This window comes from Nocardioides bigeumensis (genome assembly GCF_039531755.1).
GTDB classification, from domain to species: Bacteria; Actinomycetota; Actinomycetes; order Propionibacteriales; family Nocardioidaceae; genus Nocardioides; species Nocardioides bigeumensis.
This window is the reverse complement of sequence record NZ_BAAAQQ010000011.1, coordinates 503188-521334: the sequence shown is the minus strand read 5'-3', so window position 1 is coordinate 521334 and position 18147 is coordinate 503188. Positions and strand designations below refer to the sequence as shown.

Here is an 18147-nt window from a genome sequence, read left to right as displayed (position 1 = left end):
GATCGGCGATCAGGCGCCCTGGGTGTCCGGTTGTGGGTGCGTGACCGGCACCAACGTGACCCGCGTCAGCCGGGTGCCTGCCGTCGCGGCGACCTCGATGCGGTAGGCCCGTCCGTTGCTCACGACCTCGACGGCGTCGCCGACCTCCGCGATCCGGCCCAGCTGGGAGATGACGTGTCCCGCGACCGTCTCGTAGTCGCCGTCGGGGAGGTGGACGCCGGCGAGCTCGGCGAAGTCCTCGATGCTCAGGCCGGCGTCGTACGACGAGACACCGTGGGCGCCTTCGGCCGCCTCGGGCGGGTCGTACTCGTCGCGGATCTCGCCGACGATCTCCTCGACCAGGTCCTCGAGCGTGACGATGCCGTCGGTGCCGCCGTACTCGTCCACCAGCACCGCGAGGTGGATGCCGCGCTGACGCATCACCCCGACGGTCGGCAGCACCTTGTTGGTCGACGGCAGCCGCAGCACCTCGCGCGCGACGTCGCGCACCACCCGCCTGTCGTCGTCGCCGACGCCGAGCAGGTCGCGCACGTGCAGGAAGCCGACGATGTCGTCGAAGCCGTCGTCCATGACGGGGTAGCGCGAGTGCGGGAGGTCGCGGATCCGCCGCGCCGCCTCGACGAGAGGCTCGTCGGCGGCGACGAAGTCGACCTCGCCACGCGGGCGCATCACTTCCTTGAGGGACGTGGTGCGCGCCGCGAACACGTCGCCGACGATCCGCTTCTCCTCGTCTCGCAGGCCCTCGTGCGTCGAGACGAGCTCGCGCAGCTCCTCCTCCGAGACCTCCTCGCTGGTCGCGGTGGCATCGCCGCCCAGCAGCCGGACGAGCGCGTCGGTCGAGACCGACAGCAGCCAGATGGCCGGGCGCATCAGCGTGGCGAAGCGGTCGAGCGGTGGTGCGACGAGCGTCGCGAACGGCGCGGCCTTCTGCAGCGCGAGGCGCTTGGGCACCAGCTCGCCGAGGACCAGGGAGAGGTAGGCGATCAGCAGCGTCATCAGGACCAGCGCGGTCGTGGACGCGGCGTCCTCGGGCAGGCCGAGGTTCTCGAGGTACGGCGCCACGTCGGGCGCCAAGGTCGAGCCGCCGTACGCCGCGGAGAAGAAGCCGGCGACCGTGACGCCGATCTGCACGGCGGCCAGGAAGCGGTTGGGGTTGCGCGCCACCTCGGCCACCCGGGCGCCGCGCGGACCCTGCTGCGAGAGCTGGGTGATCTGGCTGTCGCGCAAGGAGACGAGCGCGATCTCCGTGGCGGCGAAGACACCACCGAACATGACGAACAGGACGACGAGGCCGAGGCTGACGAAGGTCTGGGTGTCCATGGGCGAGGCACCACCCTAGCGGGGCCACCCCAAGAGACCGGGCCGGCTGATCAGGGTCGGAAGACCAGGCCCACAGGATCAGGAGTGGAGGATCAGGGGTGGAGGATCAGGAGCGGAGGATCAGGAGCGGAACCCGACGGTTCCGGTGACGCCGCCACCGATCTCGACGTACGCGATCCGGTCGCCGGGCACGATGATCTTGCGACCCCGCGTGTCGGTGAGGCTCAGCACGCCGTCTGGCAGGGCGGCGGTGACCTTCGACTCGACGGTCTGCTGGTCCTCCTGGCAGTCGACGGTCAGCTCGCGCGGGGCGTGCTGGATGCCGATCTTGACCTCCACGTGGACTCCTTCTGGGCTGGCTGGGTGGGTGAGCTCGGGTGGGTGAGCTCGGGTGGGTGAGCTCGGTGGGTGGTGCTCAGTGCTGCTCGTGCTTCTCGGGCTTCTCGGGCTTGTCGGGCTCGTCGGTGAGGGGGTAGCCGCGAATTCCGCGCCAGGCCAGACCTGCGACGAGCGAGGCCGCTGCGCCCTGGGGGATGGCGCCCTTCTCCGAGAGCCAGAACCGCGCGCTGACCTGGGCCATTCCCACGAGGGCGACGGCGAGCAGCTGTGAGGCCTCGTCGGGCAGGCCGGTGTCCTCGCGGATCACGTGGGCGATCATCGCCGCACACTCGTTGGTCACGCGGTCGACGCGCTCGCGCACCGCGGGCTCGTTGGTCAGGTCGGACTCGAAGACCAGCCGGAAGGCACCGGAGTCGCCGGCGACGTAGGTGAAGAAGACGTCCATCGTCGCCTCGACCCGGAGGCGGTTGTCATGGGTGGACTCCAGAGCCGCGCGACAGTTGTCGACGATCAGCTCGCAGGAGGCGTCGAGCAGCGCGAGGTAGAGCTCGAGCTTGCCGGGGAAGTGTTGGTAGAGCACCGGCTTGGAGACGCCGGCGCGCTCGGCGATGTCGTCCATCGCGGCGGCGTGGTAACCCTGCCGGACGAACACGTCGAGCGCCGACTCCAGGAGCTGGACGCGCCGCTGCTTGCGGGGGAGACGCCCGCCGCGGGGCTTCTGCTCGTCCACGCCGTGGAGTCCGGTCCCACTCACGTGTGTCTCCCTGTTCGGTTCGTTCTGCCGACGGTCGTCGCGAATGCTACCCGCACGTAGCGAGGGGTCCCGCGCCGTGTCAGGCGCGGGACCCCTCCTGTCTACGTGCCGTTCTTGCGGCTGCTCAGCCGGCTGCCGGGTAGTCGACGTCGACGACGATCGAGCCGGTGTCGAGCTCGTCGACGACCTCGGCCGTGAGGTCGGTACCGAGGATCTTCACCGAGTTCTGCGGTGCGTCGGCGTCGTAGTACGCGTCCGGTGCGGAGTCTACGAAGGTGCTCTTCTGCGGCACCCCACCGGCGCAGGCCGCGACGGTCTCGAAGGTGGTGCCCTTCTTGTCGGTCGCGACCTGCTTGTGCAGGCAGGTGGGGTCGACGGTGTCGAGGCCGAAGGTCGCGTCGAACGGCTCCCGCCGGTTGCTCGGGCTGGTCCCGTCTTCGTAGGTGAGCGAGTTCGGGAACGAGTCCACCGGGAGGGCGTAGCCGATGCCGAGCCGGCCGGCCTCACTGACGTTGTTGTCGGTGTAGCCCTGGTCCACCAGCCAGACGAGCATGCCGTCCTGGAACTTGAAGAACTCGACCCAGTTCGGCCGGGTGAACGCCTCGGAGAACTGGTAGGGACCCTCAGCGAGCGTCGCGTCGTAGCCGACGTACTGGCGGTTCTCGAGCAGGTAGTAGCGCTCGGAGTTCACCGTCTCGGTCCCGGTCGAGTGCGCCCAGCCGTACGCCGTCCACGCGCTCTCCTCGGCGGGCGTCTCCGCACCGTCGACGTCCGTGCCCGCCGACGACTTCACCGTGATGTCGTCGAGGAACGCGCCTGCTTCGTTGACGCCACCGTCGGTGGCGTAGCGGAACCGGAAGAGCGTCTCGGCGCCGCCGGACTTGTAGGACCACTTCTTCGAGGCCCACTTGGTGCCGGCACCGGTGATCGGCTTGCCGAGCTGGGTCCAGTGGTTCCCGCCGTCGGCGGAGTACTCGGCATAGAGGAAGTCGTAGCCGTCCTCGATGTCGTACCAGAGGTCCGCGCTCACCGTGACCGAGCCGCCCGCAGGGACGACGCGGGTCAGCGTGTGCTTGAGGTCGTCACCGCGACCCGACCACCAGACGTTGTCGCCGGCGGGCGGGACGACGTAGTCGTCGGTCCGCGAGGACGGCGGCAGGTTGACCTTGATGGCCTGGTCCTGACCGTCGACGGTGTTCTGCGAGGGACTGAGCGTGTAGGTGCCGCTCTCGCCCGCGTCGACCTCGCTGTAGTCGAGCCAGCCGAGGAAGAGCTTCTCCTCCGGACCCATCAGGCCGGGAGTGGTGCCGATGCCCTGGTCGGCGGCCTCGCCGTGGCCGAGCCACGAGCCGGACGACATGAGGGTCCAGAACGCGGTGCCGTTCTCCCCACCGTTGGTGTCGTAGAAGTCCGGCAGGCCGAGGTCGTGGCCGAACTCGTGGGCGAAGACGCCCAGGCCGCCGTTCTCCGGCTCCACGGTGTAGTCGCCGACGAAGTACCTCGAGTCGCCGATCTGCGCGCCTCCCGAGAGGTTCTCGCCGTCGCGCGCGGTCGGGCCCGTGACGCCGTACTGGTCGCCGTTGACGTACCAGCGGTGCGACCAGATGGCGTCGGGGTCGGCCCCGGCGTCCTCGCCCTCACCGGCGTGCACGGCCTGGAAGTGGTCGAGGTAGCCGTCCGGCTCGTTGAAGTCGCCGTCCTCGTCGAAGTCGTAGCGGTCCCACTCGTCGAACTGCGCGAGGTAGTCGTCGATCTCCTCGGTGGTGTCGCCCGCATCGATGCGGGACTGGTACCACGCGTCGACGGAGTCGTCGATGAACGCCCAGGAGCCGCCGAAGTCCTCGACGGCGTTGTCGCCGTACGTCGAGGCGTTGCCGGGCACCTGCACCCAGTCGGTGGTGGTCACGTCGACGCTGTAGGCGCCGCCGGACAGGGCCTCGTAGTAGGACTTCATCGACTCGCCGGAGCCGTTGAAGAGCTCGTCGTAGTAGGCGGTGTCGTACTCAGGGGCCCACGTGGTGGAGTTGTCCACGTCGCGGTCCGGCTCGGGGATGTCGCCGTGCAGCGGGCCGGGCGCGCGGCCCAAGCGACCCGAGCCCTCGGTGCCGAACTCCGAGAGCACGGTGAAGATCTTGTCGGTCTTGGCGACCGCGAACTCGACCTCCGTGCCGTCACCGAGGTTGACGGTGGCGCCGCCGCCGCGCTGCGGCTTCATCTTCGCGGCGCCGTTGTGCAGCAGGGCGAGGGCCTTGGCCTTGCGCTTCTGCTCACGCTTGGTGAGCGGGCCCGGTCGGTTGTCGGGGCGGTGGGTGACGCGCTGGTCGGAACCCCGGTCGGGGGCGGCCTGCGCGGGTGCCAGCATGGTCGGGCTCAGGGCGATCGGCCCGAGCAGGGCGGTGCCCAGGGCCAACGTCGCGGTTCCCGCGAGCAGGCCTGATGACAGCTTGAGCAAGGACGTGCCTTTCGTGTGGGCGACTCCGAGAGGCCCCTCGCACGCTGAGTCGTGATGACCGCAAGATCGACGGGCCGTCGATCACCTTCGCCCCGAATGGCGACCAGAGACAAGGGTTAGCAGCAACATTTGTCGTTCCCAAGCGGGAGGACGGGAGAGACGGCCCGAAGAAGAAGGCCGGAAATGCGGGGAGGGGCCCCTCGCGAGACCCCTCCCGGTGCATTCCCCCCGGAACGATGCGGCGCGTCACGGACGGGACGTGCTCGTCGGGGGGAAGACGTGGTGCACACGGCTGTACGGGCTCGTCCGGAAGGTCCGGAACTGCTGGAGCGACGATCTCGTCCCGAGCACGTCCGAGGCAAGGGTTCCCGATGGGTAACTTGCGACTTCCCGGCGTGTCGGCGAGACACGCGCGACTCCTGGAGTCCTGGTCCGGATGTCGGGACACGGTGGCTCGGCGGCAGGCACGCGCGGAACCTGCGGGAACATGGAGTGGTCTTGCGGCGTTCGCATCCATGCAAGTCGCCTGCAAACCTGCTGCCGATCGACCCAAGAGGAGCCCCCACCGTGAGTCTGCCGCCGCTCGTGGAACCCGCCGACGAGCTGACGATCGACGAGGTACGCCGCTACAGCCGGCACCTGATCATCCCGGACGTCGGCATGGCCGGTCAGAAGCGGCTCAAGAACGCCAAGGTGCTGGTGATCGGCGCCGGTGGCCTGGGCAGCCCCGCGCTGCTCTACCTCGCCGCGGCCGGCGTCGGCACGATCGGCATCGCGGAGTTCGACGAGGTGGACGAGTCCAACCTCCAGCGCCAGATCATCCACGGGCAGTCCGACATCGGGAAGTCCAAGGCGCAGTCGGCCCAGGAGTCGGTGCTCGAGGCCAACCCCTACGTCAAGGTCGTGCTCCACGAGGAGCGGCTCGACAACGACAACGTCTTCGAGGTCTTCCGCGGCTACGACCTGATCCTCGACGGGACCGACAACTTCGCGACCCGCTACATGGTCAACGACGCGGCGTACTTCCTCGGGATCCCCTACGTCTGGGGTTCGATCTACCGCTTCGACGGCCAGGCCTCGGTGTTCGCGCCGACCCTGGCCGAGGACGCGCCGTGCTACCGCTGCCTCTACCCCGAGCCGCCGCCGCCCGGCATGGTCCCCAGCTGCGCCGAAGGCGGCGTGCTGGGCGTGCTGTGCGCGAGCATCGGCTCGATCCAGGTCAACGAGGCGATCAAGCTGCTGACCGGCATCGGTGACCCGGCGGTCGGCAAGCTCGTCATCTACGACGCCCTCGAGCTCGAGTGGCGCAAGCTCCGCGTGCGCAAGGACCCGAACTGCGCCCTGTGCGGTGAGCACGCGACGGTCACCGACCTGATCGACTACGACACCTTCTGCGGTGCGCTCTCCGACGAGGCCGCGGAGGCCGCGGCCGGCGCCACCATCTCGGTCGTCCAGCTCGAGCACATGCTCAAGGAGCGCGACGAGGGCGGCCGCGACTTCGTCCTGGTCGACGTGCGCGAGCCCAACGAGTACGAGATCAACAAGATCCCGGGCTCGGTGCTGATCCCGAAGGGCGACTTCCTCAACGGCTCGGCCATCGAGCAGCTGCCCTCGGTCGACTCCGGCAAGCAGGTGGTCATGTACTGCAAGACCGCGGTGCGCTCGGCCGAGACGCTGGCGATCGTGAAGGGTGCCGGCTATTCCGACGCCGTCCACGTCGGCGGCGGTGTCTCCGCGTGGGTGCGGCAGATCGACCCGTCGCAGCCGGCGTACTGAGACCGTGACCGGACCGTGACCGGTCCGGGCGGTCGTGCGCAGCAGCGACCGGGTTAGGTTCGGTGCCGTGCGGGACGGGAGCGCGGGCACGGAAACGGTGTACGACGGCCGGCGGGCCGCCGTCGTCGCCGTCGTCGCCGTGACGCTGCTGCTCGTCCTGCTGGTGACCGTGGCTGCCTCGATCGGTCCCGGTGACGTCCTGCGGGGAGGCGGGCTGGCGAACTTCGGGAGCCCTTCGCCCACGGAGTCGTCCGAGTCGCCCTCGGCGACCGCCACCAGCGGCAATTCCCAGCCCGACGACCTGCCGCTGTTCCTCAACATCCTGATGACGGGCCTGTTCGTGCTCTTCGTGGTCGTCGTCCTCGCCGTGGCCGCCCTGGCGCTGCGCGAGGCGTGGAAGGAGCTGGGCAGGTTCCGGCTGCGCCGCCGCCAGCGTCGTGAGCACGTCGACTTCGACGTCGTGGACGCGCCGGGCGCCGAGGACGCGGTCGCCACCGCGATCGCGGGCGACGCCGCCGCTCAGCTCGCGTCCCTGCGCGAGGGCACGCCCCGCAACGGAATCGTCGCGTGCTGGGCGCACTTCGAGCGGCAGGCCGAGCAGGCCGGCGTGCATCCGCTTCCGTGGGAGACCTCCTCGGAGTTCGCCCTGCGGATCCTGGAGATGGTGCGCGCCGACACCTCTGCCGTGTCGGCGCTGGCCGAGCTCTTCCGTGAGGCTCGCTTCAGCGAGCACGAGGTCGCCGAGGGGCAGCGGGAACGTGCCGTCGAGCTGCTGGGCCAGATCCACGCGTCGTTGGGTCGTCGTACGACGGGGAGCCGGTCGTGACCGCGCGCTGGTCCCTCCGACTCGGCGTGCTCGCCACGGCGGTGGTGACCCTCTACACCCTGCTCTCGATCTTCGACTACGACCCGCACCCGGTCCGGCTGGCCCTGCTGACCACCCTGGCGATGGCCGCCGCGTGGTTGGTGAGCGACGTCCTGGTCGACGGGGGCGCGGCGTGGAACGTCTACTCCGATCCGCTGGTCACCGAGGGGCAGCTCGACCCGCGGCTGGCGGCGTACCTGCGCACCCTCGAGGGACACCTGACCTCCAGCACGGCCGACGCCGGGCTGCGGGACCGCCTCGCGGCGCTGGCCGACAGACGGCTGGCCAAGCGCGGCCTGCATCGGGACGGTCCGTCGGGGGCGGAGGCCCGCGACCTGCTCGGCGCCGACCTGGCCGGCACGCTCGACGGACCGCCCCGGCGGATGTCCGTCGCCGAGATCACTCGTCACGTCACTCGCATCGAGGAGCTCTGACCCATGTCGTCTGCTGTCGTGAAGGAGGCCGGCGAGGCTGCCGGGCGCGTGCTCACCGAGGTCGAGAAGGCCGTGGTGGGCAAGCGCGGCGCGCTGCGTCTGGTGCTGGCCGGCATCCTCGCGAAGGGCCACGTGCTGCTCGAGGACTTCCCTGGGCTCGGCAAGACCCTCGCCGCGAGGTCGTTCGCCCAAGCGCTCGGCCTCGACTTCGCCCGCGCGCAGTTCACCCCCGACCTGCTGCCCGCCGACCTGACCGGGTCGTTCGTCTACGACCAGCGCGACGCGGAGTTCCACTTCCGCAAGGGCCCGCTGTTCACGGGGCTGCTGCTCGCCGACGAGATCAACCGGACCCCGCCGAAGACCCAGTCGGCGCTGCTCGAGGCGATGCAGGAACGACAGGTCACCGTCGAGGGGGAGACCTTCCTGCTGCCCGAGCCGTTCCACGTGCTCGCGACCGCCAACCCGATCGAGTACGAAGGCACCTACCCGCTGCCCGAGGCGCAGCTGGACCGCTTCCTGCTGCGAGTGTCGTTCGGCTACCCCTCTGCCGAGGAGGAGCACACGGTCGTCACCAACAGGCTCGCCCGGCAGCGCGAGGAGATCGTGCTCGATCGGGTCACCGACGCCGCCGGGTTGTTGGCGCTGCAGGCGGCCGTCGAGACCGTGGACGTCGACGACAGCGTGAGCCGCTACTGCGTGTCCCTCGCCGAGGCGACCCGGCGCCACCACGAGGTGCTGACCGGGTCCTCGCCGCGGGGCTCGCTGGCGCTGGTGCTGACGGCGCGGGCATTCGCGGTGCTCCGCGGCCGTGACTACGTCGTGCCCGAGGACGTGAAGGCGGTCGCCCGGGTGGTGCTCGCGCACCGCATCACCGTCAAGCCGGAGCTGTGGATGACCGAGGCATCCGGCGCGCGGGTCGTCGACGCGGTCATCGGCTCGGTGCCGACGCCCACGACCCTCGAGGCGTTCCGAGCGACTTGAGGGCGACTTGAGGGCGACATGAGGGCGACATGACGAGCTGGCAGGCGACCCCGGCGCTGGGTCGCGCCGTCATCGTGGCAGCGGCGGCCCTCGCCCTCGCCGTGGTGTTCGGGGACCCGGTGCTGGTGGTGCTCGGGGCGCCCTTCGCGATCAGCGCCGCCATCGGCCTGTGCCTGCTGCCGCGCACCGAGCCGTCGGTCTCGGTCCAGCTGGACCACCGGACCCTGCACGAGGGTCAGGGCACCGTGTCCCGGCTCCGGGTCCGCGACGGGGCCGGGGTCGAGCACGTCGCGCGGGTGAGCGGCCAGGCGCCGTACGTCGCCCTGCACCCCGCTGGCGGTGTGGTCGGCCGGCTGCTGCGCGACCCGTCCCAGAGCCTCGACCTCGAGCTCAGCCCGCGTCGATGGGGTCCGCGACGGCCTGCGATCGAGCTGGTGGCGCTGACGAGCCGGTGGGCAGGCTGGCGCTGGGGGCCGGTCGACCTCGTCGGCTCGCTGGTGCAGACGCTGCCCGGCAGGGCGCCGTTCGACTCGCGGGCCGAGATGCCGCAGCCGCAGGGGCTCGTCGGGGCACACCGGTCGCGTCGGGTCGGCAGTGGCTCGGAGTTCTCGGGGATCCGGCCGTTCGCGGTGGGGGACCGGCTGCGCCGCATCAACTGGCGGGTCTCCCTGCGCACCGGGGACCTGCACGTCGTGAGCACCCGGGCGGAGGAGGACTCGGCCGTGCTCGTCCTTCTCGACGCGCTCGGCGACTACGGGAGCTCCGGCGGCGTCGACGGTGATCCGAGCAGCCTCGACCTCGGGGTGCGGGCCGCCGCCGGACTGGCCGAGCACTTCAGCCGCACCGGCGACCGGGTGGGGCTGCGCGTCGTCGGGCCGAGCGGGCAGTTCGTGGGGTACGGCGCGGGCGCCCGGCACCACCGGGTGCTGCTGGGGACGCTGGCCGAGGTCCGGCCGGGCATCCCGCCCGACCTCGCCGCCGACCGGATCAAGCTCCGCGCCGCTCCCGGCACCGTCGTCGTGGTGCTGACGCCGCTGCTGGACGAGGCGATGCTCCTGGTGATCGCCACGCTGGTCCGGAGGGGCCTCCCGATCATGGTGGTGGACACCCTGCCGCCCGACGTCCGGCCCGCAGAGCGGCCGGGCGTCGCCAAGGACGTCGCCGACCTGGCGTGGCGGATGCGCCGGATGGAGCGCGACGACCTGCTCGACAGCCTGGCCGCCACCGGCTGTCCCGTCGTGGTGTGGCGTGGGCCGGGGACCGTGGACGAGGTGCTGCGCCGGCTGGCCCGGCGCGCCCAGCTGCCCCAGGTGGGTGCCCGATGAGGGCACCATGAGAGCCAGGACCTCGACCTGGGTCCTGAGGGTGCTGGTCGCGTTGTCGCCGCTCGCGGCCCTGCTGTGCACGGCGGGTGCGGGGGAGGGCGCTCCCGGCTGGCTCGTGGTGCTCGTGCTGGTGCTCGGCCTGGGCTGGGCGGCGTTCCCCGAGAGCGTGGCGGGAGCCGCGGTCATCGTCGCCGTCATCGTGTGGTGGGGCGTCGGGCTGCGCGAAGGACTCGACGTCTGGGCACTGCCGGCCGCCGCTGCGCTGCTCGCCGCCCACGTCGCCGCGGTCCTGCTGTCCTACGGCCCGCCTCAGCTCCAGCTCGACGGTCCCACCTTCTGGTTGTGGGTCCGTCGCGGTGCGTCGGTGTACCTGGCCGCGCCCCTCGTCTTCGGGCTGGCGGTGTGGGTGCGCGACCAACCTGCACCCGACGGCATGTGGGCGGTGGGGCTGGCCGCGGCGCTCGCCGCCATGCTCGCTGCCTCCGTGATGCTGGCGCGGCGCGACGGCGTGGGCGTGGAGCGATGATGCCGATGGACCCCCAGAGCGACCAGCTCGACGGCCGGACCGAGAAGGAGGACTACATCGAGGCCGTGCTCGCCACCGTCGAGCGCATTCCGCGTGGCCGGGTCACGACGTACGGCGCCATCGCGGAGCACGTCGGCCGCGGCGGACCGCGGCAGGTCGGCGCCACGATGGCCAGGCACGGCGGCCCGGTCCCGTGGTGGCGGGTGGTGCGCGCCGACGGTTCGCTGCCGCCCAGCCACCTGGGAGAGGCCCAGCAGGCCTACCTCGAGGAGGGCACGCCGCTGCGGCCCTCGGGAGCCGTCGACCTGGTCGCTGCCTTCTGGCAGCCGACCTGACCGGTCAGCCCAGAGCGGCCACCGCTGCGTCGTAGTCGGGCTCCTCGCCGATCGTCGGCGTGACCTGGCTGTGCAGGACGCTGCCGTCGCGGTCGACGACGACGACCGTGCGGGCCAGGAGGCCGCGCCACTTGCCGTCGGTCATCTCGACGCCGTAGTCGGAGCCGAAGGTCGAGGCGAAGGCCGACGCCGTCGTCACCTTGTCGATGCCCTCGGCGCCGCAGAAGCTGGCCAGCGCGAACGGAAGGTCCTTCGACACGTTGATCACAGTGGTGTCGTCGAGGCTCGCGGCCAGCTCGTTGAAGCGCCGTACGCTCGCGCTGCAGACGCCGGTCGCGACGCTGGGGAAGATGTTGAGCACGACCCGGGTGCCGGTCGGGAGCGTGACGCTCTCGAAGTCGTTGCCGGTCAGCTCGAACGTGGGTGCCTGCGAGCCGACCGTCGGGGGCTCGCCGACGGTGTGGACAGGGGTGTCTCCGAGAGCGGTGGTTGCCATGCGTCATTCCTAGCAGTGCGGTGGCTGGGTGAGCGTGAGGGCCCAACAGCTGAGCCTCAGCCCTGGGCTGAGGCGCGAGCCCGCGTACGCCGGGCGAGGGCGGCGAGCGCCTTCGGGAAGATCTCGGCAGGCGGGGTCACCAGTCCGGCGCCGACCTGACCGACGCCGGCCACCTTGCCGGCCATCCCGGTGTTGATCTGCGGGAGTATCCCGGTGCGGCAGACCTTGGTCACGTCGATCCCGGTCGGCGTGCCCTGGAACTCCAGGATCGGGATCGTCCAGCGCGGGTTCTCGCCCAGCGTGATCTCGTGCATCCGCCGGGTGGTCGCCAGCGCGTCGGGCACCGAGCCGCCCACGAAGCGGACGATCGCAGGGGCGGTGGCCATGGCGAAGCCGCCTATCCCCGCGGTCTCGGTGATGGCCGAGTCGCCGATGTCGGGGTTGGCGTCGTCGGGGCCGTAGTCGCCGAGGTAGAGGCCGTCGGCCAGCTGGGCGGGCCCCGTGAACCACTCGTCGCCGGTGCCGGCGGTCTGGATGCCGAAGTCGGTGCCGTTGCGGGCCATCGCCACGACCATGGTCGATCCGTCGCTGCCGCGGGCGGCGTCGAGCGCGAGCTTGCAGGCCGGCATCGCGAGGTTGAGGAAGAAGTGGTCGTTGCCACCCACGAAGCGGAGCGCCTCGGCGACGTCGGTGGGTGCCGCCCCGCTGGTCACCATCGACGGGCCCAGGTCGCGCAGCAGCATCAGCGTGCCGGCGCGGTTGCGGTTGTGGGCCTCGTCGCCCATCTGCAGCATCTGGGTGAGGATGCCCGTCACGTCGACGGGCTCGGCTGCCTCCTGCACCGCCGTCTTGAACAGCGGCCCCAGCACGTCGGTCATCCAGCGCAGCCGCTCGAGCACCTCGGGTCCGTAGGCGCCGTACCGGAGCACCTTGCCGAGCCCTTCGTTGAGGGTGCAGTAGGTACGCCGCCCGGAGGCGTCGTCCTCCAGCACCCACATCCACATCGACGGCGACACCACGCCGGCCATCGGCCCGACCGCGGACCTGTGGTGGCACGGCTCGAACGACACCGACGAGCCCGACTCGAAGAGCGCGACGGCGTCCTCGGGGTCGGACACGAGACCCTCGAGGGCCGCGGCACCCATGAGGGCTCCCCGCAGCGGGCCGGCCGCGCGTGCCCAGTCGATCGGCGGGCCGGCGTGCAGGAACTGCCCGCGCTCCAGGCCCAGCAGCTCGGAGGCGGGCGCGACATCGACCAGTCGCGCGCGGACGTCGAGGACGGCGGCGAGGGCGCGCGCGTTGGCGTCACGGCGGAGCGGGTCGAGCGCCACGGTCGCCAGGTCGGCCTCGGTGCCGGGCATCGGCGGACGCCAGTCGACGTTCGTGACCGGCACCGCCTGGCCGGCGACGGTCTCGGCGAGCAGGTCGGCGCCGACGTTGACGACGTGGGGCGGCGTCGACAGCCCGATCGAGCTCATCGGACGGACTCCCTCAACGAGACGGCCCGGCGCGCAGCGCCGGCGTTGGACAGGTGCACCTCTGCGCCGGCGTCCGCGAGCGCGGCGACCTGCCGCTCGAGGCCTTGGGGGTCGGCGGCGGTGCCGACCACGCTGACCACCACGGGCACGTCGCCGCTGACCGCGGCCACCGCCGGCGCGAGGCGTTCAGCGGGATCTGGCTCGGCGCCGTGGCCGAGCACGACGTCCACCAGCACCACACCTGCGGAGCCGGCGACGTCGGCCAGCCGTTCCAGCCGCAGGGTCGGGTCGATCATCGGGTGCGCCCGGCCCCTGGTGAACTCGTCGTCCCCGAAGTCGGTGAACGCGATCGCGTCGGTACCCAGCGCCGCCTCGGCGATCAGCCGCGCCTCGGTGCACAGGGTGCCGCCGACGAAGAGCCCGTGCAGCAGTCCCGCTCGGGCGTCGGCGCGCACCGCGCCCCGGACCGGCCAGGACGGCACGTCGCGACCCAGCCGGCCGAGCACCCGCTCCGTCACTGCCGTCAGGTCGGGCTGCCCGGCCCCGAGGAGGCCGAGCTCGACGGGGGTGGCGAGCCCGTCGAGGTACGTCGTCAGGTCGGCGGCCACCTCAGGAGCAGGCGGCTTCGACACGACCACGACGAGCTCGACGGAGTCGTCACCGTCCAGCCGCCGGGTGGCCTCGCGGGTGGAGAGCCCGCCCACCTCGGCGGAGAGGTCGCGCCCGCCGACACCGAGCGCGTGCGTGACGCCGACGCCCGCGTGATCGAGCAGGGCGAGGAGCTGCTGGCAGCCGGTGCCCGACGCGGCGACCAGGGCGACCGGCCCGGGCCGGCAGGCGTTGGCGAAGCCCAGCCCGAGGCCGCCGAGGACGGCCGTCCCGCAGTCCGGGCCCATCACCAGCAGCCCGCGCTCGGTGGCCAGCCGCTTGAGTGCCACCTCCTGCTCCAGGGGCACGTTGTCGCTGAAGAGCATCACGTCGCGGCCGGCGTCGAGGGCGTCGACGGCCTCGACCAGAGCGCTGGCCCCCGGCACGGACACCAGCGTGAACGCGTCCGGGGTGATCCGAAGGGCGGCGGCGGTCGTCCTGGGCGGGGCGACCTCTGACGTGGTGGCGGCCGCTCGCGCCGTCAGCGCGGCAGCGACCGCGGCCAGGGCGGCGGCCAGGGCGTCGTCGGGAGCGTCGTCGGCCAGCCTGATCGCGACGACCATGTCGTTGGCGGTGGCCGCGGCCGGCACCTCGAAGCCCATCTGACCGAGCACCTCGACGTTCAGCTCGGTGGCCATCGCGACCTGAGCGGCTTCCACGCCCGGAGTGCCGGCCACCAGGCGGCTGACCTGGAGCAGGGCGACCGAGTCGGCGTACGCGCCGGGCCGCAGCTCGACGTGCACGGTCATGCGGCGACCACCAGGTCGCCCAATGCGATCCGGGCTCCCTCCAGCAGGCCGCGGCCCGAGGAAGCGCCGACCGCGAGCAGCGCGGCTTCGTCCTCGACGGACCGCGAGGCCAGCCAGGCCGCGAACTCAGGGACGACCTCACCGTGGAGCGCGGCGTCCAGGAGCGTGGCGGACAGCAGCGTCGTACGCCGCGCAGCGGCGCGAACCTGCGCACCCGGGACGGCCAGCCCTGCGGCGTGACGGGTCGCGAGCCAGCCGCAGGCGACGTCGTCGCCGTACGGCGTCAGACCGTCGCCGCGCCCGATGCCGGCCAGGATCGCGTGCGCCCTCGAGGCGTCGCCACCGGCCGTGACCACGCGCGGCGCTGACGCGTCGACCAGTCGAGCGATGCGCAGCGTCTGCTCGCCCAACCGCAGCTCACCCCCGGCGACCCCCGGCGCCGACAGGTCGAGGGCGTCGAGACGGGGGAGCGCGGTCCGGAGGCCGTTGGGCACGCACACCGCGCCCTCGGCGAGGATGCCGAGCGCCGACTGCTCTCGACCGTCGTCGAGGACGAGGTAGACCGCCTGCGGGCCCCGGTGCAGCACCTGGAGAGGGCCGTCGGGCGCCGCAGAGAGCCGGTCGCGCAGGCGGGGCGTCGCGGCGGCCGGGACGGCAATCAGCATGAGGTCACCATGAGGTCACCATGGGCTCACCACCGGCTCGACGCTGGGCTCATGGCCCTCACGCTAGCGTCGCGGCTACCCTGCTCCGATGTGGACTCCTGCCAACGAAACCCCCTCGGGTGGTGCACGTTGTGACAGGTGAGACGCTCCCGTTCAGCTCGGCCTGGGCGCGCGTGGACGCGCTCCACACGACGCTCACCCAGCTGGTCCTCGACGGCGCGGACCTGACCCGGATCGCCGACGAGGTCTCCGGCGTCCTCGACCTCGGCTTCGCGGTCACCACCAGCGACGGCCGGGTCACCGCGTCCGGCGGGACCGAGGGCGCTGTCCAGCGCCTGCTGGAGGACCAGGGGTTGCTCGACGACACCGGACGCATCCGGGTGGAGCGGGGCTCGCCCGAGGGCGTCGAGCTGGGAGCCGGCGAGCTCCGGGTGCTGCGGATCGGGGCGGGCGGCGCCGACCTCGGCCGGCTCGTGTGCGTGCGCTTGGACGGCTCGATCGGTGACGACGACGCGCACGCTCTCGAGCGGGTGACCACGGTCGCCGCGCTGGTCATCACGCGCGAGCAGGCGGTCGCCGCCGTCGAGGACAAGTACCGCGGCGACTTCCTCCGCGACGTCTTCCTCGGGCGCGCGGGCGAGCCGGGGTTCGTCGTCGAGCACGCGACGTCGTACGGCTGGGACCTGACCCGACCCGTCCTGGTCGTCTGCGCCGAGCTCGACCCCGCGCCGGACGAGGAGCCCGTGTCCCAGACGCAGCGGCGGGCCTGGCAGGAGCGGTTCTCGCGGGCCTGGCGCAGCGTCAGCCGCGACCTCGGCCCCGGGATCCCGAGCGCGGACTTCTCCTCGGAGGTCGTGACGCTGCTGCCGGTCGACCCCGGCGGGTCGACCGCGCCGGTCGCGCTCGTGGAGCGCGCCGTCCACGAGGTCGCGGGCGACCGAGGTGGGGGGCGACGGTCGTTCTCGGTCGGCGTCAGCCGGGTGGCGACGACGCAGGTCGACCTGCCGACCGCCTACGCCCAGGCCCGCCGTGCGGTCGAGATCGGCCGCAAGGTGCACGGGCCGCGGTCCACGACGTACTTCGACCAGCTCGGCATCCACCGGCTCCTCGCACTGGTGCCGGACGGCGCCGAGATCAAGGCCTTCGTCCGTGACGTGCTGGGCCCGCTCGCCGACGACACCGAGGAGGCGGCCGACCTGCGCGCCACCCTGCAGGTGCTGCTCGACACCAACTTCAACGTCGCCGAGGCCGCACGGCTGCAGTTCTTCCACTACAACACGATGCGCTACCGCGTCGGCAAGCTCGAGCGTCTGCTCGGTCCGCTCTCGCGCGACCCGCACCTGCGACTGGACGTCTCGGTCGCGCTCCGGGCGTTGGACGTGACCCGGTGAGATTCCTCGGCCCCACGCGCCGCACGTTCTGACAACCCCGGGCGGCCTGCCTTCAGCACTTCCTGCCCATGAGGGTGTGTGATGGGCGGCACTAACTTCAGCACCGCACCAACTCGATCCGGCTCGGGAGACTGCATCTAGTAGCAGGGAGCAACGCCATGTCGATGTTCAAGTGGGACGTAGTCGATCCAGCTCCAGGTGAGGCGGTCGCGCCGAACCAGCGGCTGGCCTGGGGCAAGACCGTGGGCCTTGGTGCCCAGCACGTGATCGCGATGTTCGGAGCGACGTTCGTCTTCCCGATCATCATGGGGCTGAACGCCAACCTCGCCATCATGATGAGCGGGATCGCCACGATCTGCTTCCTGCTGATCGTCCAGGGGAAGGTGCCGAGCTACCTCGGCACGTCCGCCTCGTTCGTCGGTGGGGCCGGCGCGATCTATGCGCAGCAGGGCGGTCCCGAGGACGTCACCGGCGCCATCCTCGTGGCCGGCATCGTCCTGGCCGCGGTCGGCGCGATCATCCACTTCCTCGGCTCGGGTGTGGTCAACGCGGTCCTGCCACCGGTCGTCACCGGTGCCGTGGTGATGCTGATCGGCTTCAACCTGGCTCCCGTCGCTGCCTTGACCTACATGCCGTCCGACCCGTGGGTCGCGATCATCACGATGACGGCCGTCATCTTGATGGCCGTCGGCTTCCGGGGCTTCCTGGGCCGGATCGCGATCTTCCTCGGGCTGGTCTTCGGGTACGTCCTGTCCTGGCTCGCGGACATCGTGTTCGGGAAGACCTCGCTGCCCACCCCCGCCTCGGCAGACCCCGGCCCGCACCTGCGCGTCGACTGGAGCACGGTCCGCGACGCCGACTGGTTCGGCTTCCCCTCACGAACCGTCGAGGGCCTCGTGGGCAACCAGACCGAGGCGGGCAACCTCGGGGAGGTCGGTTGGCACCTCCCCAGCTTCTCGCTCACGTTCACGCTGCTGGTGCTCCCGGCGGTCATCGCCCTGGTCGCCGAGAACGTCGGTCACGTCAAGGCCGTGGCGGAGATGACCAAGACCGACCTCGACCCGGTGATGGGGCGGGCCGTCGCCGCGGACGGAGTGGCGACCGTCCTCACCTCCAGTGTCGGTGGCTCACCCACCACGACGTACGCCGAGAACATCGGCGTCATGGCCGCCACCCGGGTCTACTCGACCGCTGCGTACTTCGTCGCCGCGATCGTGGCCATCCTGCTCGGACTGGTGCCGAAGTTCGGGGCGATGGTGAACGCGACGCCGCCGGCCGTCCTCGGCGGGATCACGCTCGTGCTGTACGGCATGATCGGGCTCCTCGGGGCCAAGATCTGGAAGGAGAACGGCGTCGACTTCGCCAACCCGGTGAACCTCGTGCCGATCTCCGCGGGCATCATCCTGGGCATCGTGCCCGCCAGCACCTTGAAGTTCACCGACGACTTCTCGCTCACCGGCATCGCGCTGGGTACCGTCGTGGTCGTGGCCGGCTATCACCTCGCCCGGGTCATCGCTCCTGGCGACGACCACGGAGGGACGATGCTGTCGGTCGGCCACCCTGGTGCGCACGTGGAGGACCACGCCAAGCCTCACCGCGACGACCTCTAGGAG

The 18147-nt window shown here is 71.6% G+C and carries 17 protein-coding genes; 9 read left to right on the top strand and 8 right to left on the bottom strand.

The features are described from left to right. Nucleotides 1–9: 9 nt before the first annotated feature. From ABD295_RS11545 to ABD295_RS11530, 4 genes are all read right to left on the bottom strand, one after another. A complete protein-coding gene (locus ABD295_RS11545) occupies nt 10–1320 on the bottom strand; it encodes a hemolysin family protein (RefSeq protein ID WP_344303867.1) in 1311 nt (436 codons plus the stop codon). A 120-nt stretch (nt 1321–1440) separates the two neighbouring features. Continuing rightward, nucleotides 1441–1659, bottom strand: a complete 219-nt coding sequence (locus tag ABD295_RS11540) for a DUF3107 domain-containing protein (RefSeq protein ID WP_344303866.1) — start codon at nt 1657–1659, stop codon at nt 1441–1443. 76 nt (nt 1660–1735) lie between these two features. Then, complete coding sequence (locus ABD295_RS11535) at nt 1736–2413, bottom strand: TetR/AcrR family transcriptional regulator (protein ID WP_344303865.1); 678 nt, start codon at nt 2411–2413, stop codon at nt 1736–1738. A gap of 124 nt (nt 2414–2537) precedes the next feature. Further along, nucleotides 2538–4865 (bottom strand): immune inhibitor A domain-containing protein, encoded by a 2328-nt coding sequence (locus tag ABD295_RS11530; RefSeq protein ID WP_344303864.1) that lies wholly within the window; start codon nt 4863–4865, stop codon nt 2538–2540. A 567-nt stretch (nt 4866–5432) separates the two neighbouring features. On the opposite strand from ABD295_RS11530, the gene moeZ reads away from it, so the two are divergent. The 7 genes from moeZ to ABD295_RS11495 all read left to right on the top strand — a co-directional run bounded on the left by moeZ (nt 5433) and on the right by ABD295_RS11495 (nt 11107). Further along, nucleotides 5433–6641, top strand: a complete 1209-nt coding sequence (moeZ, locus tag ABD295_RS11525) for an adenylyltransferase/sulfurtransferase MoeZ (protein WP_344303863.1) — start codon at nt 5433–5435, stop codon at nt 6639–6641. 67 nt (nt 6642–6708) lie between these two features. Then, nucleotides 6709–7467 (top strand): DUF4129 domain-containing protein, encoded by a 759-nt coding sequence (locus tag ABD295_RS11520; protein WP_344303862.1) that lies wholly within the window; start codon nt 6709–6711, stop codon nt 7465–7467. Next, a complete protein-coding gene (locus ABD295_RS11515) occupies nt 7464–7940 on the top strand; it encodes a hypothetical protein (protein ID WP_344303861.1) in 477 nt (158 codons plus the stop codon). The genes ABD295_RS11520 and ABD295_RS11515 overlap by 4 nt, the downstream gene beginning before the upstream one ends. Before the next feature lie 3 nt (nt 7941–7943). Further along, entirely contained in the window at nt 7944–8921 is a 978-nt protein-coding gene (locus ABD295_RS11510; protein WP_344303860.1) for an AAA family ATPase, read from the top strand. Nucleotides 8922–8950: 29 nt separating this feature from the next. Next, nucleotides 8951–10246: a DUF58 domain-containing protein gene (locus tag ABD295_RS11505; protein WP_344303859.1), complete on the top strand. Its 1296-nt coding sequence runs from the start codon at nt 8951–8953 to the stop codon at nt 10244–10246. 7 nt (nt 10247–10253) lie between these two features. Further along, nucleotides 10254–10772, top strand: coding sequence for a hypothetical protein (locus ABD295_RS11500; protein WP_344303858.1), 519 nt, complete (start codon nt 10254–10256; stop codon nt 10770–10772). 5 nt (nt 10773–10777) lie between these two features. Then, nucleotides 10778–11107 (top strand): MGMT family protein, encoded by a 330-nt coding sequence (locus tag ABD295_RS11495; RefSeq protein ID WP_344303857.1) that lies wholly within the window; start codon nt 10778–10780, stop codon nt 11105–11107. A gap of 4 nt (nt 11108–11111) precedes the next feature. Here ABD295_RS11495 and tpx read toward each other — a convergent pair whose 3' ends face one another. From tpx to ABD295_RS11475, 4 genes are read right to left on the bottom strand one after another with little or no spacing between them, the layout of a single operon-like run. After that, nucleotides 11112–11603, bottom strand: a complete 492-nt coding sequence (tpx, locus tag ABD295_RS11490) for a thiol peroxidase (protein WP_344303856.1) — start codon at nt 11601–11603, stop codon at nt 11112–11114. A gap of 56 nt (nt 11604–11659) precedes the next feature. Next, nucleotides 11660–13081, bottom strand: coding sequence for a YlbE family protein (locus ABD295_RS11485; protein WP_344303855.1), 1422 nt, complete (start codon nt 13079–13081; stop codon nt 11660–11662). After that, nucleotides 13078–14478 (bottom strand): AllF/FdrA family protein, encoded by a 1401-nt coding sequence (locus ABD295_RS11480; protein WP_344303854.1) that lies wholly within the window; start codon nt 14476–14478, stop codon nt 13078–13080. The genes ABD295_RS11485 and ABD295_RS11480 overlap by 4 nt, the downstream gene beginning before the upstream one ends. After that, nucleotides 14475–15143, bottom strand: coding sequence for an oxamate carbamoyltransferase subunit AllH family protein (locus ABD295_RS11475; protein WP_344303853.1), 669 nt, complete (start codon nt 15141–15143; stop codon nt 14475–14477). The genes ABD295_RS11480 and ABD295_RS11475 overlap by 4 nt, the downstream gene beginning before the upstream one ends. A gap of 131 nt (nt 15144–15274) precedes the next feature. Here ABD295_RS11475 and ABD295_RS11470 point away from each other — a divergent pair, with 131 nt between their 5' ends. Continuing rightward, nucleotides 15275–16534, top strand: coding sequence for a PucR family transcriptional regulator (locus ABD295_RS11470; RefSeq protein WP_344303852.1), 1260 nt, complete (start codon nt 15275–15277; stop codon nt 16532–16534). Between the two features lie 158 nt (nt 16535–16692). Further along, entirely contained in the window at nt 16693–18144 is a 1452-nt protein-coding gene (locus ABD295_RS11465) for a uracil-xanthine permease family protein (protein ID WP_344303851.1), read from the top strand. Nucleotides 18145–18147: the final 3 nt, after the last annotated feature.